Below are 16,541 nucleotides of genomic sequence, written 5' to 3'. Positions count from 1 at the left end.
CGTAGCGGTTCCGCCCTGCGGAGCATCCGGGCCGCCGGTCCTCGGGCGGGACTGGGTCAGCCACACGACCGCGGCACCCGCGGCCGCCACCGGCCACTCGACCACACCCGCCGCGCCCAGCAGGCCGACACCGGCGTAGGCCGCGATCCGGCGCGAACGGGGCGAGACCATGCCGACCGTGTCCAGGACTCCGTCGAAGGCCTCTTTGACCCTGCCGACGCCAGGCACGTGGCTCACGGTCGTCCGCACCGTGTCGACCGGGGTCAGCAGCATCTCCGCCGCTGTCCGGGACGTGGAGGCCGCTCGCTCGTTCTCAGTCATGGTCCACCTCGCTCCCCCATGCTTCGCATACCCGGCAATCCCGGCCGCCAAGCGAGCCCGCTCTCCCCGGCGCACACTTGTGGCGTGACCATGGCGCGCTTCACGGATCCTGACCCGGCGAGTGCGGGAGGCCACTTCTCACGGCTGTGAGGTGTCACCATGCTGCTACTCGGACTTCTCCTGCTGGGCGCCACGGGGGCCTTCATCGGCCTGCTGGTCGCGGACAACACCTCCGGCGGACCGGACTACGGAGTGACCGTCCTCGGCCACCACATCGCCACCCTGGACGGCCTCGCGATCTTCCTGGCCGGCATCGCCCTGACGCTGGTCGTCGGCCTGGGCCTCGCCATGGTCACGGCCGGCGCTCGCCGGCGGCGAAGGGCCGTCCGCACGGTCCGGGTGCCGCCTGAAGTCGTGGCCGCCGAGCAAGGCGACAGGGCCGACAACGTGGCGCAGGTGCCGCCCGCCAAGACGGCCAGGCCCGCCCGGCGCCACCATTTCCACTTCGGCCATTGACGGACCGGCCATGGGCCGCTCCTGGAGAGAAGGTCATGGTGTCGAAGGACTCTCCGGCGAAGCTGGCGAAGTACCGCCGCAGGCGTGACTTCACGAAGACCGCGGAGCCCGAGGGCGCCCGGGGCGACCGTACCGGTCGGCGTCCGCGGTTCGTGGTGCAGATCCACGATGCCAGCACCCTGCACTTCGACTTCCGGCTCGAGGTGGACGGGGTGCTGAAGTCGTGGGCCGTTCCCAAGGGGCCTTCCCTCGATCCGCACGACAAACGCCTCGCGATGCCGACCGAAGACCACCCACTGGAATACCGCGAGTTCGAAGGCGTGATCGCCGAAGGCGAGTACGGCGCGGGCACCGTCATCATCTGGGACGAAGGCACCTACCGGAACCTCACCACCGACCGCCGCGGCCACGAGCTCGCCCTGGCCGACGCCCTGGACAAGGGCCACGCCTCCTTCCGGCTCGACGGCTCCAAACTCCACGGCGGCTTCGCGCTCACCCGTACCCACCTGGGCGACGATCGCGAAGCCTGGCTGCTGGTGAAGCACGACGACCGGCGTGCCTCCGCACACGGCACCCCCGATCCCCGCCGCGCGCGGTCCGCCCGCAGCGGACGCACCCTGAAACAGCTCGCCGCCCTGGCCACCGGGGACAGCCCATGACGAGCGCCCTCCTGGAGCGACTGCCGGAGCGGCAACGACGCCTGCTCCGCAGCACTCCCGGGGCGCGATCGGCCGATCCGCCGATGCTGGCCGTGCTGAGCGACCGCCGCGCCTTCGAGGACGGCTGGCTCTTCGAACGGAAGCTGGACGGCGTTCGCGCCATCGCCGTACGCGACGCGGACGGGGCGCGCCTGCTCTCCCGCAGCGGGAAGTCCCTCGACGCCACCTACCCGGAACTCGTGGACGCCCTGACCGCGCAGCGCTGCCAGGACTTCACGGTGGACGGAGAAATCGTCGCCATGCGGCACGGCCGCACCGACTTCTCCCTCCTCCAGCAGCGCATGGGACTCACCAAGCCCGCCGACGTCCGCGCCAGCGGCGTCACCGTCCACTACTACCTGTTCGACCTCCTGCGCCTCGACGGCCACGACCTCACCCGGCTCGCCCTGCGCACCCGCAAGAGCCTCCTGCGCGACGCCCTGGAATTCCGCGACGCGCTGCGGTTCACCCCGCACCGTCTGCACGGCGGGCAGGAACTGCTCGACCAGGCCTGCGCCCGCGGCTGGGAGGGCCTGATCGCCAAACGCGCCGACGCCGCCTACGTCCACAAGCGCTCCGGCAGCTGGCTGAAGCTCAAGTGCAGCGCGGGGCAGGAGTTCGTCATCGGCGGCTTCACCGAACCCGCGGGCAGCCGCATCGGCTTCGGGGCCCTGCTGGTGGGCTACCACCGGAGCGGCCGTCTGCGCTACGCGGGCAAGGTCGGCACCGGCTACGACACCACCACCCTGCGCGAGCTCCGCCGCCGCCTCGACGACCTCCGGGAACCCGTCTCACCGTTCTACGACGAGGTCCGCGAACGGGCGGTGCACTGGGTGCGCCCCCAGCTGGTGGCCCAGATCGACTTCACCGAGTGGACCCGGGCCGGCCGCCTGCGCCACCCGCGCTTCCTCGGCCTGCGCGACGACAAGGCCGCCACCGAGGTGGTCCGGGAACGGCCCACCGGAGGATCACCGTGACCCCCGCACTGAAACTGCGGGCCGGCCGCCACACCGTGGAGATCAACCGGCCCGACAAGGTGCTGTTCCCCCAGGACGGCATCACCAAGGCCGACCTCGCCGAGTACTACCGCGGCGCCGCCCCCAGGATGCTGCCGCACCTGCGCCGCCGACCGCTGATGATGGAGCGGCACCCCGACGGGATCGACGGCGAAGGCTTCATGCAGAAGGACGTACCGGACCACTTCCCCGACTGGGTGCACACCGCCGAACTGCCCAAGGAGGACGGCACCGTCACCCACGCGCTGTGCGACGACACCGCGACCCTGCTCTACCTCGCCGACCAGGCCTGCATCACCCCGCACCGCTGGCTCGCGAAGGCCGACCGCCCGGACTGCCCCGACCGCCTGGTGTTCGACCTCGACCCGCCCGACCGCGACTTCGCCCCCGTCCGGGAAGCCGCCGGCCAACTGCACGAGCTGCTGGACGAGCTACAGCTGCCCAGCGCCCTGATGACCACCGGCTCACGAGGCCTGCACGTCCTCGTCCCGCTCGACCGCCGCGCGCCCTTCGACGACGTCCGCGCCTTCGCCCGCGAGGCCGCCGAACTGCTCGCCGCCCGGCACCCCGACAGCCTCACCACCGAGCCCAGGAAACAGGCCCGCCACGGCCGGCTCTACCTCGACGTGCAACGCAACGCCTACGCCCAGACCGCCGTCGCCCCCTACGCGGTCAGGGCACTGCCCGGCGCCCCCGTCGCCGCACCGCTGGCCTGGCCGGAACTGGACGAACCCGGCCTCACCGCGCGGCAGTGGACGATCAGGACGATCGGCGACCGTCTCGGCCACGACCCGTGGCAGGACGCCCCGCGCCGTGGCCGCTCACTCGCACCCGCCCGACGCCGCCTGGCCGCGCTGCGCGACGGCGACTGATCACCCCCCGGGACCGGGTGGTCCCAGGCGCAGCCTCAGCTCGATCTCGGGGCCACGCCGGACCATCCCCTGCTCCTCCGCGTGGAAGAGCTCTCCCAGCACCCGCACCACGGCGTAGACGGCATCCGGTGTTCCGAGCACATCGGCCGTGATGCCCTCGGCCAGGACGATCGGCTCCTGGTCCACCTGGGCGCTCCGGGGGTCGAACGTCTGGGACCACACCTGGGGAGGTCCGAGTTCGGGGGCGTTCCGGGAATCCCGTACGGTCGGCGGATCCTCCCAGACGTTGCCGGTGAGCGTGTGACCCCGGCCCGTATGGGTGGGGAGCGACACCTCCAGAGCGTCGAGGACCGCGGCCGCCACCGCTTCCGCGCCGCCGTGGAGGCGGACAAGGACGTGGCCCGCCGGGAGGGGCAGACTCATGCGGCGAACTCCCTTCCGGGCCGGGTGCGCGGGCGCGGACGCCGGGCATGACCGATGTCCGTGCCCGCGATCATGGCACGTGGCGCGGCGGCGCGCCGCCCGGCGGCTCGGGAGGATCCGCCCGGCCTCGGCCGGCTTCGCGGGCGACGTGATCCCGGCACGGCGAGGGCTGCCGAGCGGGCAGGCACCGTCCGTCCGGTTCAGACCCGGGATTCCCGGGCAGCCGCGCAGTATCCCAACCGTCGACGCACCAGGAAGGGGAAGCTGCCATGACGAGGTCAGACGACAAGGGGACCCGGCCGAACGAGCCGGCGCAGGAACGATCCGCCGAGGAACGTTCGATCACCTCTCCCACCCCGGCCGACGTCCGGGCGAAGGCGGACGGGGTCGTCGGGGCCCGCGAGCGCTCCGCGGAGGAGCGCGGGATCACGGCTCCCACCCCGGCCGACGTCCGGCGCAAGGCCGGCTCGGACGACGACGAGCCCGAGCCACCGGCGGCGGACGCGGTGGCGCCCTAGGGAGAGCCATGACCGCCCGGGAACGCCCGCGCCTCCTCCCCCGGCCGAAGCTCACCGGGCGGGAGCGGCATGGCCGGAAGGCGGAGGCGAACACCATGACGGCACCGGACACCGGCCACGACACCCCTGCCGGCACCCCCGCCGACAGCCGTAGGGCCGGACGGCGGGAGTCGCCCGAGGAACGGGCTGACCGGCGCTGGACGGACCTGCTCCAGGAGGTGCGGGTGGCCCAGACCGGCTCGCAGGTGCTGTTCGGCTTCCTGCTGAGTGTCGTCTTCATGCCCCGCTTCGCCCAGCTCGGCGGCTTCGACCGGGGGCTGTACGTGGCCACCGTCGTCCTGGGGGCGCTGGCCACCGGCGCACTGGCGGCCCCGGTGGCCTATCACCGGATCTTCGCCGGGCACCGCCTGAAACCCGAACTGGTCGACGCGGCGGCCAGACTGGTGGCCATCGGCCTGCTCCTGCTCGCGCTGACCATCGGCTCCGCCCTGTTGCTCCTGCTGCGGGTGGCCACGGGATCGGCGGTGGCCGGCTGGATCACCGGAGCGGTCATGTTCTGGTTCGTGTCCTGCTGGCTGCTGATACCCGTACGGCACCTGCGCCGGCACGACGGACGGAGCACCCGGCCGCCGGACGATCCCGATCGCGACCCCCGTCCGCCGGGTCCACCGACACCCTCCGATTCGGCATAGGACGGGGCAAACCGGGCAGACGCCGTGTCCGAACATCCCGTCACCTATGAGAAGGGCTGACTCCCATGCTTCTCCTCGTCCTCGTACTGCTGCTCGCAGTCATCCTGGGAGGCGCCGGCTTCGCCATCCACATCCTGTGGTGGATCGCCCTTGCCGTACTCGTCCTCTGGGCGCTCGGCTTCGTCTTCGCTGCCGGCGACCGCCGCTGGTACCGGTGGTGACCGGCCTCCCACTCCTACCCGGGCCCGACCGCGAGTGGTCCGGGAGATCCGCTACCGACGCCGTGATCCGATCCCTGCCGTGCCCCGCGGCCTGAGCCGCGGGGCACACGACCGCGCGCGGTGATGCGCGGGCGCAGGTCCGGGGCGATGATCGAAGGTGGGCGGTGACTGGAGGAACGGAAACGCTCATGGCTGACCAGCCACACCGGCACGACACGACCGGATCCGCTGAGGCGCGACTGCGTGTGACCGCTCGCGACCGCTCCGTCCGGGCGGTGGTCTGCCAGGTAGCGGGTGAAGCGGACCACGAAACGAGGGCCGCACTCGACGAAGCCCTGGCCAACGCCGTGGCCGCCGGGCCGGACCTGTTGGTGGTCGACCTCGCACCACTCACGTTCTGTGACTCCGCTTGCCTGAACGCACTGCTCCAGGCCCGTGAGAACGCGGAGGCCGCGGGTGTCTGGCTGGTTCTGGCCGGGCCCGGACCGCAGATCAGGCGGCTTCTGGCGATCACCGGAACCGATCAGGTCTTCACCGTCCGCCCGAGCCTTCACGCCGCCGTGGGCGCCGGTGGATTCCCGCCCGGCTGAACCCGCACCCGGCGGCCGCGCACTTCCTCAGCGCAGCAGGACGGCCAGCAGTTCCGCCAGCGTCGGGCCCGCATCCGCCGGATGCCGCAGCTGCTTGCTCGCGATCACGTGATAGCGGTTGGACCTGCCCTGCCGCTCGTGGGTCAAGTACCCGGCCTGCTCGAGGTCGACGATGATCCGCTGGACGGCGCGTTCGGTGAGGAGGCACCTCGCGGCGATGTCCCGCACCCTGATTCCCGGGTCCCGGGCGATCTGGACCAGCACACGAGCGTGGTTGGTGAGAAAGGTCCACCCCCCTGGGCCCACCGGCTGATCGTCCATGACATCAGAATACGGCTGCGGGCCCGTCAGCCTTCCAGGGCGTCGGCGATGCGGTGCGGCCACCGGCCTCGGCGCCCGACCGCCCCTCCCGAGGCCGGTGGTGCCGGGCTCCGGCACCGAGCGGTCCCGGGCGGCCGGCCTCGGCGTGCCGAACACGACGTCGGGCGTCGCGGTCCGCGGTACCGACGAGTCGGCCCCGACCGGTCGGGTCGGGGCCACGATCTGCTCGGAGACGGAGTCAGGCGGGGGTGATCCGGCCACGCCATCCCCCGTTCTCCCGGCCGCGCTGCTCGACGAACTCCTTGAACCGACGCAGGTCGCCCTTCACCCTGCGGTCCACGACGCCGAGCACGTCGCCCGCCTTCTCGGCCATGCCCTCGGGCTGGAAGTCGATAGCCAGGTTGACTCGCGTGTGCCGCTCGCCGAGGCGCTCGAAGGTCACGAGGCCCTTCTGCTCCACTTCCCCGTCCACGGTTCGCCAGGCGATCCGCTCGTCGGGAAGCTGGTCGACGATCTCGGTGTCGAACTCGCGGCTGACGCCGCCGATGCTCGTGCGCCAGTGGTTGTGCCGGTCGTCCAGCTGGGTCACCGCCTCGACCCCCTCCATGAATCGCGGGAACTCCTCGAACTGCGTCCACTGGTTGTAGGCGGTGTGCAGCGGGACGTCGACCTCGACGGACTCCTTGACCATGCTCATCACGGGCCTCCTCGGGGGTCACCGGCCGGGTCGTTCCCGGCCGCCCCGGCGCATGCCCGGTCCACGCCGTCGTAACCAGAGCTGGGCGAACCCGCGCGGTCACTCGGTGGCCGCCCCGGAAACGGCGTCGGGGGTTTCGTCGCGTCCGGACCGGAAAGCCGCCTGACGGAGGGGAGACCGAGAACCCGAGAACCCGCCGACGAACCGAGGCTGCCATGACCGCGTTCGGCTACTTCCTGTCCTGCGAGGAATTCACCCCCGCCCAGCTGATCGACCAGGCCCGCGCGGCCGAGCAGGCCGGTTTCACCCTCCTGGCGATCTCCGACCACTACCACCCCTGGAACGACGCCCAGGGCAGCAGTCCCTTCGTCTGGGGCGTGATCGGCGCGCTGTCACAGGTCACCCGGCTGCCGGTGACCACACTCGTCACGTGCCCGACCGTGCGGCTGCATCCGGCCGTCGTCGCCCAGGCGGCCGCGACGGCGGACGTCCAGTTGGTGGGCGGCCTGCGGCTGGGGGTGGGTACCGGGGAGGCGCTCAACGAGCACGTGCTGGGCGACCGCTGGCCCCCGTTCGACGTGCGGGCCGAGATGCTGGAGGAGGCCGTGACGGTGATGCGCGAGCTGTTCACGGGCCGACAGGTGTCGTACAGCGGCTCCCACTACACGGTCGAGAACGCCCGGCTCTACACGCCCCCGAAGGACGGCCGGATCCCGGTGTACGTCTCGGCGTTCGGCCCCAAGGCGGCCGATCTGGCGGCCCGGTACGCCGACGGACTGGTCACCCTGGCCCCGGACACCGACCTGATCGGCCGCTACCGGGCGGCGGGCGGAACCGGGCCGGTCGTCGGTGGGGTGAAGGTCTGCTGGGCGCGGGAGCGTGAGCGGGCGGTCAAGACCGTCCACGAGCTCTGGCCGAACGACCTGCTCCCCGGCGAACTCGCCCAGGTCCTCCCCACCACCCGGCACTTCGAGCAGGCCGCCGAACTGGTCACCGAGGACATGGTCGCCCACTCGGTCACCTGTGGCGACGATCCGCAGGAGCACGCCGACCGGCTCCGTTCGTACGTCGGCGCCGGGTTCGACGAGGTGTACGTCGGCCAGATCGGCCGGGAGCAGGGCGGCTTCTTCGACTTCTACCGCGAGCAGATCCTGCCGCAGGTGACCTGACCACCGGGGAGCGCACGGTGCATGCCTTCCCGCCCTGGAACCTGCGCGAGTACGCCCTCCTCGCCGACGGCGAGCGCGGCGCCCTGGTGGGCCCGTTCGGCGAGGTCGCCTGGCTCTGCGCGCCCCGTTGGGACTCCGATCCGGTGTTCGCCGGTCTGATCGGCGGTTCCGGAACGTACGCGGTGACGCCCGTGGGCCGGTTCGTACCCGGCGGTTACTACGAGGACGGCAGCCTGATCAGGCGCGGCGGCTGGGTCACCGGGAACGGCGAGGTGGAGTGCCGCGAAGCGCTGGCGATGCCCGCCGATCCGCACCGGTCGGTCCTGCTGCGGCGGCTCACCGCCGAGTACGGGCCGGCACGGGTGCGGCTGGTCCTGGAGCCGGGCACGGGCTTCGGTCCGGGCCGCCCGGGTGCCGCGCACCGGACGGACGGGGGCTGGACGATCCGGTCCGGCCGCCTGTGGCTGCGATGGGCCGGTGCCGGGTTCGCCCGTCCGGGCCCGGGCGGGCAGCTCACGGCCGAGCTCTCGCTCAGCCCCGGCGAACAGCTGGACCTGGTGCTGGAGGTGTCCGATCGCCGCCTCGACGCCCCGCCTCCGGAGCCGGAACGCTGCTGGCGAGCCACCGAACGCGCGTGGCGGCACTCCGTACCGAACCTCTACCACACCCTGGACGAACGCGACGCCCGGTTCTCCTACGCCGTACTGCGCGGGCTCACCTCAAGGAGCACGGGCGGCATGGTCGCCGCGGCAACCACGAGCCTGCCCGAGCGGGCGGAAGCCGGACGCAACTACGACTACCGGTACGTCTGGATTCGTGACCAGTGCCTGGCCGGACAGGCCGTCGCGGCCTGCGGGCCCTATCAACTCCTGGACGAGGCGGTGCGGTTCACCACCGATCGGCTCACCGAGCACGGCCCTCGGCTGGCGCCGGCGTACACCGTGGCCGGAGGCCGGGTGCCCGACCAGCGGGCGGTCGACCTGCCCGGCTACCCGGGCGGCCACGACCAGGTCGGCAACCGGATCACCCGGCAGTTCCAGCTCGACGTGTTCGGCGAGGCACTGCTGCTGTTCGCAGCGGCGGCCCGGCGCGACCGGCTGGATGCAAACGCCCGCTCCGCGCTGCGTGTCGCCGCGGACGCGATCGGCCGCCGCTGGCGCGAACCGGACACCGGGATCTGGGAGTTGGACGAGCGGGCCTGGACGCACAGCCGGCTGATCTGCGCCGCGGGCCTGCGCGCGATCGCCCACCCCGACGTGGCCCGGCCGGCAGACGTACCGCAAGGGCTCGCCGCCGGCTGGAGCGCGCTGGCGGACCGCATCGTCTCCCACACGTCCCGCCGCGCCCTCCATTCCCGCGGCCGCTGGCAGCGCTCCCCCGGGGACCCTGCGGTCGACCTCGCCCTCCTGCTGCCGCCGCTGCGCGGTGCCCTGCCGGCCGGCGATCCCCGGACGTCCGCGACCCTCCGGGCCTGCCGGGACGAGCTGACGGACGGCCACTTCGCGTACCGGTTCCGCCACGACGACCGCCCACTCGCCGAGGCCGAGGGAGCCTTCGTGCTCTGCGGCTTCCTGATGGCCCTGGCCGAGCACCAGCAGGGCGACGCGGTCGAGGCGGCCCGCTGGTTCGAGGTGACCCGCGGCCTGTGCGGGTCGGCCGGCCTCTTCTCGGAGGAGTACGACGTCGCGCAGCGCCGGCAGCGCGGCAATCTGCCGCAGGCGTTCGTGCACGCGATGATGCTGGAGTGCTCGGCGCGCTTGGCGGACTCGTCACCCGGCCGGAATCCGTAGCTCGCACCAGACGACCTTGCCCGCGCCTCGTCGGCGCCAACCGCACTTCAGCGCGAGGCACTTCAGCAGGATCAGACCGCGGCCCCCCGGATCGTCGGGGCCGCGCGGATGGCGCGGCCGGGGCCTCCGGGGGCTCGGGTCGCCGACCTCGATCCGCAGGAGACCGGGGCAGCGGACGAGGAGGAGCCACTCCGGCCCATCGGTGTGGCGGATGGCGTTGCCCACGAGTTCGGACACCAGGAGCGCCGCGTCGGCGGCCACGACCGGATCGGTCACGTCGGCGAGGAACGCGGCGGTGAAGGCTCGTGCCTCGGCGACCGCTCCCATTCGGCAGGACAGCGGCAGCCACCATGCCCGGGGGCCGCGAGCGCGCGTGCGGCGACGGGCGACCGGCCCCCGGTCTCGGCGCCGTACCTCCCTCACGCCGTCCGGTGTCATGACTCACCCGGTCATCCGTCGCTCAGTGTCCGAGGAGGTGGCGGATCCGGCCGCCTCGTGCGGGCTCTGCCGGCGTGCCCGTGGCACGGCCACCCTGTTCGGCGCCCCGCTGTTCGGAAAGCGGCGACATGGGAGAGTTCCTTCCGTCCTGGTGCCGGGCGCCCCTCACCTGTACGCGCCTACCCGGACGGATCCGCTCCTAACGTCGGGCGCACACGGCCGGTCCCCTCGGTCTTCTCCACGCGTACGGCGATCAGACAGGTGTCGTCCTCCGTGTCGGCCGCGCTGAGGTCGAGCAGCCTGTCGAGGTAGCGCTCCAGGTCCGCGCCGGGCGGCCCCGCGGCCCGGACCAGCTGGTCCACGGACTCCTCGACCGGGCGGTCCCGCCGCTCGACCAGGCCATCGGTGTAGAGCAGCAGGACGTCACCGGGGCCCAGCCGGGTGGTCCTCTCCTCGTAGCGGGCCTCCTCCAGGGCACCGAGCAGCACACCGTGGGGCAGCGGCAGGACCTCCGCGCCCTCGCTACCGAACCGGATCGGTGGCAGATGGCCCGCCCTGGCCCAGCACAGCCGGCCTGCGGCCGGGTCGAAAACCACGCACACGGCGGTGGCGGTCACCTGACCGGGCTCGCGCAGGGCCACCCTGTTCGCCCACTCCAGCAGCCGGCCCGGCCCGGCCCCGGTGAGGGCGAGGCCGCGCAGAGCGTGCCGCAGGGCGACCATGCCGGTGGCCGCGCCGACGCCGTGGCCGGCCACGTCCCCGACGGCGAGCAGCACCCTCTCGTCCGGCAGCGGCAGGATGTCGTACCAGTCCCCGCCCACCCGGTCGCGCTGCGCGGCCGGACGGTAGCGGACGGCGGCGCTCAGGCCGGCCGCACCGAGCGGGGGCGGTGCGGCCGGCAGGATGACCTGCTGCAGGCGCAGCGCCAGCTGCTCTCCTTGGGCGGTCTGGTGCTCGCTGTCGGCCAAGCGCTCCTGGGTGGCGTCGAGCGCGACCTCGGTCCGGTGCTGGGCGGAGACATCGTGGTAGGCGCCGCGGATGGCGAGGAGCCAGCCGTCGTCGAGGACGGGCTCCGCGATCACGTGGACGTAGTGGTGCGTTCCGTCCGGGAGGGCGAGGCGGAAGACTCCCGACGCGGTGCGGTGCCGCTGCCGGACGGTGTCCACCAGGCGCCGGACGGCGGGTTCGTCGTCGGGGTGGGCGTAGCGGGCCAGGTGACGCAGCGGGACGGGCGCCGCCCCCGGGGGCAGGCCGAAGAGCTCGCGCAGGCCGTCGCTCCAGCTGATCACGCCGTCGTCGGGGCTCTCCTCGAATCCGGCGACGCGGGCCAGCCGCTGTGCCTGGCGCAGCAGTGCGACCTGCTTGTCGTCGTCCGACGGAGAGGTCTCCAGCCGCCATCCGACCAGCAGTCGGCCGCCGAGGGGGGCGACGGCCAGTTGCGTGTTCGCGGGAAGCGCGAGTCGGCCGTTGCCGAGGACCAGTTCCACGGACTCGCCGGGGAGGGGGACGCCGGTACGGTGGACCCGCAGCAGCCGTTCGAAGAGCCCGGTGGCACACGCGAGCGGGTAGGTTTCCAGCAGTGAGGTGCCCTCCAGTGCCTCCCGGGGCCGGCCCAGCGGGTCGTCGAAGCGGGCGTTGACCCGCAGGAGGGCGAAGTCGGTGACCTGACCGTCCCGCACCACCGGTTCCAGTAGCAGCGCGGGGGTGGGCAGCCCCTCCAGGAGGACGGCGAGGTCGTCGGGCGGCTCAGGGTCCCGTACGGGGGCGAGGAGGGTCGCGCAGAGGTCGGCGAGCGCGAGGAGCTGGCGGCGCTGTGGCGCCCCGAGAGCGGGAGCGGGGCCGGGCCACAGCACTTCGAATGCGCCTTGGCGGCGGCCCTTGTCCACCAGCGGGAGTACGGCCCTGGCGGTGCCCGAACCGACCGAAGGGCGGGCCGTGGCCGGATCGCCGGGCCACAGGTCCGCTCCGCCGCCGACGACGTACTGCGCCGGGGTGTCGACGCCGGGTGGGACCCGGCTCCAGGAGGCGGCTTCGCCGGCAGCGAGCCCGGCGTGTGCGGCGAGGGCGAGCGCGCCGCCGGGCAGGCGCTGCCAGATCGCCACGGCGAGGACGCCGAGTGCCTGTTCCGTCTGTTCCAGGACCGCGTCGGCGGCTCGTTGCAGGTCGGGCTCCGCCGCGAGGGCGGGTGCCGTGAGCGGCTGAGCGCCCGGGCGGGCCTGCGCCGCTTCGGGTGTGGCGTCCGGTACGCCGGCGATGTCGGCGGCCAGGGCCAGGACCGGCACGCCCGCCTCGCGGGCGAGCAGGGCAAGACGCGCGGAGGCTTCCGTGGGGAGGACGTCGAGGCGCTCGGCCAGCATTCCGGTGGCCAGATCGACGACCGCTTGACGCCGGGCCTCGCCCCGGGCCCGCACGACGTCGTTCTGGAGTCGGCGGACGGTCGCGGCCAGAGCCCGGGCGGTGGTCTCCACCGGCTCCTCCCAGGCGGTCATGGCGCGTCCATCCACTGCCGTATCCGGTGGAACAGGTGGCTGGTGTCGACCGGTTTGGTGACGTGGTCGTCGGCGCCCGCCGCGAGGCTCTTCTCCCGGTCCCCGGGCATCGCCTTGGCCGTGACCGCGACGACCGGCAGATCGGCGAAGCGTTCGTCGGCGCGGATGGCGGCGATGGCGGCGTAACCGTCCAGCCCGGGCATCATCACGTCCATCAGGACGAGTCCGGTTTCGGGGTGGGCGCGCAACAGGTCGAGCCCGGCGTTGCCGTCGGCGGCGTGCAGGACGTTCAAGCCGCACTGTTCGAGGGCGGCGGCCAGGGCGAAGACGTTGCGGACGTCGTCGTCGACGATCAGGACGGTCCGCCCGGCGAGCGCCCCGCCCACGGCTGCGGCATCCGGTTCGGGGGCGGGTGATCGGGGTCCGCCGAGCAGCCGGATCACGCGGTCCCGCAGGTCGTCCAGCCCGTGGACGAGGTCGATGCCTCCGAGCGTGCCGCCGAGGTCGCGGCCCTTGCCGCCGCCCGGGTAGCCGAGGACGGGCGTGCCGTCCGACAGCATCTCCAGCAGGACCGGTGCGAGTTCGCCCGAGTGGGCGAGGTCCAGCACGACGCACCGGGGGATCCTGGCGGCGGGCAGGGCCGCCCGCAGCCCGGGCTCGTCCCCCGCGCTCTCGACGTGTACCAGCGCCTCGGCCGTCTCCAGGGATTCGACGGCGGAGCGGGTGAGCAGGGTGAGCAGCCCCGGAGGATCGGGCTCGACCACCAGGATGCGCGCCTCGGCCTGCGGCTCGCCTCGCCGCGCTCGCCCCGGCTCGGTGACCGGAAGGTAGAGGGTGAAGCGGCTGCCCCGTCCGGGCGTCGAGGAGACGATGAGGGTTCCGCCGAGCAGCCGGGCGAGTTCGCGGCTGATCGACAGACCGAGCCCGGTGCCGCCGAAGCGCCGACCGGTGGTGCCGTCTTCCTGTTGGAAGGCGCCGAAGATGGATTCCAGGTGGGCCGGGTCTATCCCGATGCCGGTGTCCTTGACGTGGAAGGCCACCGCGGCCGGACTGTCGAGTTCGGACGGCACGTCCGGTCCTTCGACGCGCTCGATCCGCAGCTCGACCCTGCCGCTGTCGGTGAACTTGACGGCGTTGGACAGGAGGTTGCGCAGCACCTGGCGCAACCGCGGCTGATCGGCGACGACTTCGCCCGGAACGGTGCGGTCCAGGGTGATCTCGAAGGCGAGGCCCTTCTGGTCCGCCAGGGGCTTGAAGGTGGACTCCACGTACTCCACGAGTTCGCGCACGGCGAAGGGCTCGGGAGTGAGTTCCATCTTCCCGGCCTCGACCTTGGACAGGTCGAGGATGTCGTTGATGAGCTGGAGCAGATCGGCGCCGGCGGAGTGGATGACGCCCGCGTACTCGACCTGTTTGGGCGTGAGGTTGCCGGTGGCGTTCTGGGCGAGCAGCTGGGCGAGGATGAGCAGGCTGTTGAGCGGGGTGCGCAGTTCGTGGCTCATGTTGGCCAGGAACTCGGACTTGTACATCGACGTGAGGCTCAACTGCCGGGCGCGCTCCTCCAATTCCTGGCGGGCCTGTTCGATCTCCAGGTTCTTGGCCTCGATGTCGCGGTTGCGCTGTGCGAGCAGGGCGGCCTTCTCCTCCAGTTCGGTGTTGGAGCGCCGCAGTTCCTCCTGCCCCGCCTGCAACTCCTCGGAGCGGGCCTGGAGTTCGGAGGTGAGCCGGCGGGACTCGCCGAGCAGTTCGTCCGTGCGGGCGTTGGCGAGCAGGGTGCCGATGTTGACACCGCAGGCCTCGGTGAACTGCTCCAGGAAGTCCCGGTGGACCTGGGTGAAGGGGTGGAGGGAGGCGAACTCCAGGACTCCGAGCAGCCGCTCCTCCAGCGCGATGGGCAGGACGACCAGCGAGCGGGCGTCCGCCTGCCCGGCTCCGGACCCGATGACGGCGTAGCCGGGCGGCAGGTCGTCGACACTGATGATCCGCCGGCTGCGGGCGGCCTGGCCGACCAGGGATTCCCCCAGTCGCAGCCGGTGTTCGGGAAGTCCCGCGAGGGGGCGGCCGTAGGCGCTGATGAGGACCAGCTCGGTGCGGTTCTCGACTTCCTCGGCGAGGTAGAACGCGCCGTACTGGGCGTCGACCAGCGCGGTCAGCTCGTCGGTGATCATGTCGGCGACGGCCCGTACGTCCCGCTGTCCCTGGATGGACGCGGAGAAGCGGGCGAGGTTGGTCTTCAGCCAGTCCTGTTCCTGGTTGGCCAGGGTGGTGTCGCGCAGCGACTCGACCATGGCGTTGATGTTGTCCTTGAGGTCGGCGACCTCGCCGGAGGCGTCCACGCTGATCGAGCGGGTGAGGTCTCCGGCCGCGACGGCGCTGGTGACCTCGGCGATGGCGCGGACCTGCCGGGTGAGGTTGCCGGCCAGCTCGTTGACGTTCTCGGTGAGCCGCTTCCAGGTACCGGAGACACCGTCGACCTCGGCCTGGCCGCCGAGCCGACCCTCGCTGCCGACCTCCCGGGCCACCCTGGTCACCTCCGCGGCGAAGGAGCCCAGCTGGTCGACCATCGTGTTGACGGTCGTCTTCAGCCGCAGGATCTCCCCGCGCGCGTCCACGTCGATCTTGCGGGTGAGGTCGCCCTCGGCGACGGCGGTCGTGACCTGGGCGATGTTGCGCACCTGGCTGGTGAGGTTGTGCGCCATCGAGTTGACGTTGTCGGTGAGGTCCTTCCACGTCCCGGCGACGTTGGGCACCCGGGCCTGGCCGCCGAGGACGCCCTCGGTGCCGACCTCGCGGGCCACCCTGGTCACCTCGTCGGCGAAGACCGACAGGGTGTCGACCATGGTGTTGATCGCCTCGGCCAGGGCCGCGACCTCGCCCTTGGCCTCCACGGTGATCTTCCGGGAGAGGTCTCCCCGGGCGACGGCGGTCGCCACCTCGGACATCGAGCGGACCTGGCCGGTGAGGTTGGAGGCCATCACGTTGACGTTGTCGGTGAGGTCCTTCCAGGTGCCGGAGACGCCCCGAACGGTGGCCTGCCCGCCCAGGTTCCCGGCCGTGCCGACCTCCCGGGCCACCCGGGTCACCTCGTCCGCGAACGCCGACAGCTGGTCGACCATCGTGTTGATGGTCTCCTTCAGCTCCAGGATCTCCCCGCGGGCGTCGACGCGGATCTTCTGCGTGAGGTCGCCCTCGGCGACGGCCGTGGTCACCTCGGCGATCGAGCGGACCTGCGCCGTGAGGTTGTCCGCCATGACGTTGACGGACTCGGTGAGGTCGCGCCACGTCCCGGACACGTCGCGCACGTCCGCCTGCCCGCCCAGGCGGCCCTCCGTGCCGACCTCCCGGGCCACCCGGGTCACCTCGGCGGCGAACGCGGACAGCTGGTCGACCATCGTGTTGATGGTCGTCTTGAGCTCCAGGACCTCACCACGGGCGTCCACGTCGATCTTGCGGGTCAGGTCGCCCTTGGCGACCGCCGTGGCGACCTGGGCGATGTTGCGCACCTGAGCGGTGAGGTTCCCGGCCATGAAGTTCACCGAGTCGGTCAGGTCGCGCCATGTTCCCGCGACGCCCTCGACCCGGGCCTGGCCCCCGAGCCGCCCCTCCGTGCCGACCTCACGCGCCACCCGGGTCACCTCCGAGGTCACCCGGGCCAGCTGATCGGTCATCCCGTTGAAGACGTCCGCGATCTCCGAGAGCACCCCCGGCCGCCCCGGGGCGAGCCGGGTGCGGAAATCCCCGTCGCGCACGGCCGTGAGCCCGGCCAGGAG

General features: G+C 72.5%; 16 protein-coding genes. 10 read left to right on the top strand and 6 right to left on the bottom strand.

Annotated elements, in window-relative coordinates; genetic code table 11:
- The first annotated feature begins 480 nt into the window (after window positions 1-480).
- The 4 genes from J0670_RS02440 to ligD (J0670_RS02425) are packed head-to-tail and all read left to right on the top strand — an operon-like array spanning window position 481 to window position 3,423.
- The gene (locus tag J0670_RS02440) at window positions 481-837 is read left to right on the top strand and encodes a hypothetical protein (protein WP_207809094.1); all 357 of its coding nucleotides are present in this window, start codon (window positions 481-483) and stop codon (window positions 835-837) included.
- A 35-nt stretch (window positions 838-872) separates the two neighbouring features.
- Window positions 873-1,496, top strand: a complete 624-nt coding sequence (locus J0670_RS02435) for a DNA polymerase ligase N-terminal domain-containing protein (protein ID WP_207809092.1) — start codon at window positions 873-875, stop codon at window positions 1,494-1,496.
- Window positions 1,493-2,512: a non-homologous end-joining DNA ligase gene (ligD, locus tag J0670_RS02430; protein ID WP_207809091.1), complete on the top strand. Its 1,020-nt coding sequence runs from the start codon at window positions 1,493-1,495 to the stop codon at window positions 2,510-2,512. Before J0670_RS02435 ends, ligD (J0670_RS02430) begins: the two co-directional genes overlap by 4 nt.
- Window positions 2,509-3,423: a non-homologous end-joining DNA ligase gene (gene ligD, locus J0670_RS02425; protein WP_307806350.1), complete on the top strand. Its 915-nt coding sequence runs from the start codon at window positions 2,509-2,511 to the stop codon at window positions 3,421-3,423. Before ligD (J0670_RS02430) ends, ligD (J0670_RS02425) begins: the two co-directional genes overlap by 4 nt.
- Here ligD (J0670_RS02425) and J0670_RS02420 read toward each other — a convergent pair whose 3' ends face one another.
- Window positions 3,424-3,846, bottom strand: a complete 423-nt coding sequence (locus J0670_RS02420) for a hypothetical protein (protein WP_207809088.1) — start codon at window positions 3,844-3,846, stop codon at window positions 3,424-3,426. It abuts the gene before it with no gap.
- A gap of 269 nt (window positions 3,847-4,115) precedes the next feature.
- On the opposite strand from J0670_RS02420, the gene J0670_RS02415 reads away from it, so the two are divergent.
- The 4 genes from J0670_RS02415 (at window position 4,116) to J0670_RS02400 (ending at window position 5,867) form a co-directional block, all read left to right on the top strand.
- Entirely contained in the window at window positions 4,116-4,364 is a 249-nt protein-coding gene (locus tag J0670_RS02415) for a hypothetical protein (protein WP_207809086.1), read from the top strand.
- An 8-nt stretch (window positions 4,365-4,372) separates the two neighbouring features.
- Entirely contained in the window at window positions 4,373-5,056 is a 684-nt protein-coding gene (locus J0670_RS02410) for a DUF6328 family protein (RefSeq protein ID WP_307806349.1), read from the top strand.
- 65 nt (window positions 5,057-5,121) lie between these two features.
- A complete protein-coding gene (locus J0670_RS02405; RefSeq protein WP_207809084.1) occupies window positions 5,122-5,277 on the top strand; it encodes a hydrophobic protein in 156 nt (51 codons plus the stop codon).
- 245 nt (window positions 5,278-5,522) lie between these two features.
- Window positions 5,523-5,867: an STAS domain-containing protein gene (locus tag J0670_RS02400; RefSeq protein ID WP_307806348.1), complete on the top strand. Its 345-nt coding sequence runs from the start codon at window positions 5,523-5,525 to the stop codon at window positions 5,865-5,867.
- A 27-nt stretch (window positions 5,868-5,894) separates the two neighbouring features.
- On the opposite strand, the gene J0670_RS02395 is transcribed toward J0670_RS02400, so the two are convergent.
- Together J0670_RS02395 and J0670_RS02390 are read right to left on the bottom strand one after the other, a co-directional pair.
- Window positions 5,895-6,188, bottom strand: coding sequence for a helix-turn-helix domain-containing protein (locus tag J0670_RS02395; protein ID WP_207809080.1), 294 nt, complete (start codon window positions 6,186-6,188; stop codon window positions 5,895-5,897).
- Between the two features lie 238 nt (window positions 6,189-6,426).
- On the bottom strand, window positions 6,427-6,885 hold the full coding sequence (locus tag J0670_RS02390; protein WP_207809078.1) for an SRPBCC family protein: 459 nt from the start codon (window positions 6,883-6,885) through the stop codon (window positions 6,427-6,429).
- Between the two features lie 215 nt (window positions 6,886-7,100).
- On the opposite strand from J0670_RS02390, the gene J0670_RS02385 reads away from it, so the two are divergent.
- Together J0670_RS02385 and J0670_RS02380 are read left to right on the top strand one after the other, a co-directional pair.
- On the top strand, window positions 7,101-8,054 hold the full coding sequence (locus tag J0670_RS02385) for a TIGR03557 family F420-dependent LLM class oxidoreductase (protein WP_207809076.1): 954 nt from the start codon (window positions 7,101-7,103) through the stop codon (window positions 8,052-8,054).
- A 17-nt stretch (window positions 8,055-8,071) separates the two neighbouring features.
- The gene (locus J0670_RS02380) at window positions 8,072-9,844 is read left to right on the top strand and encodes a glycoside hydrolase family 15 protein (RefSeq protein ID WP_307806347.1); all 1,773 of its coding nucleotides are present in this window, start codon (window positions 8,072-8,074) and stop codon (window positions 9,842-9,844) included.
- Here J0670_RS02380 and J0670_RS02375 read toward each other — a convergent pair.
- From J0670_RS02375 to J0670_RS02365, 3 genes are all read right to left on the bottom strand, one after another.
- The gene (locus tag J0670_RS02375; RefSeq protein WP_207809075.1) at window positions 9,824-10,171 is read right to left on the bottom strand and encodes an ATP-binding protein; all 348 of its coding nucleotides are present in this window, start codon (window positions 10,169-10,171) and stop codon (window positions 9,824-9,826) included. The genes J0670_RS02380 and J0670_RS02375 overlap by 21 nt on opposite strands.
- A 290-nt stretch (window positions 10,172-10,461) precedes the next feature.
- Window positions 10,462-12,771 carry a SpoIIE family protein phosphatase gene (locus J0670_RS02370; RefSeq protein ID WP_207809073.1) on the bottom strand — a complete coding sequence of 770 codons (2,310 nt, stop codon included), beginning with the start codon at window positions 12,769-12,771 and terminating at the stop codon, window positions 10,462-10,464.
- Window positions 12,768-16,541: HAMP domain-containing protein (locus J0670_RS02365; protein WP_207809071.1), on the bottom strand; the 3,774-nt coding region annotated here is incomplete at its 5' end. The genes J0670_RS02365 and J0670_RS02370, both read right to left, overlap by 4 nt.

It is taken from the genome of Streptomyces sp. FH025 (genome assembly GCF_017427025.1).
Classification (GTDB): domain Bacteria; phylum Actinomycetota; class Actinomycetes; order Streptomycetales; family Streptomycetaceae; genus Kitasatospora.
Note: the sequence above shows the minus strand (reverse complement) of the source record. Positions and strands in the feature narration are given on the sequence as shown.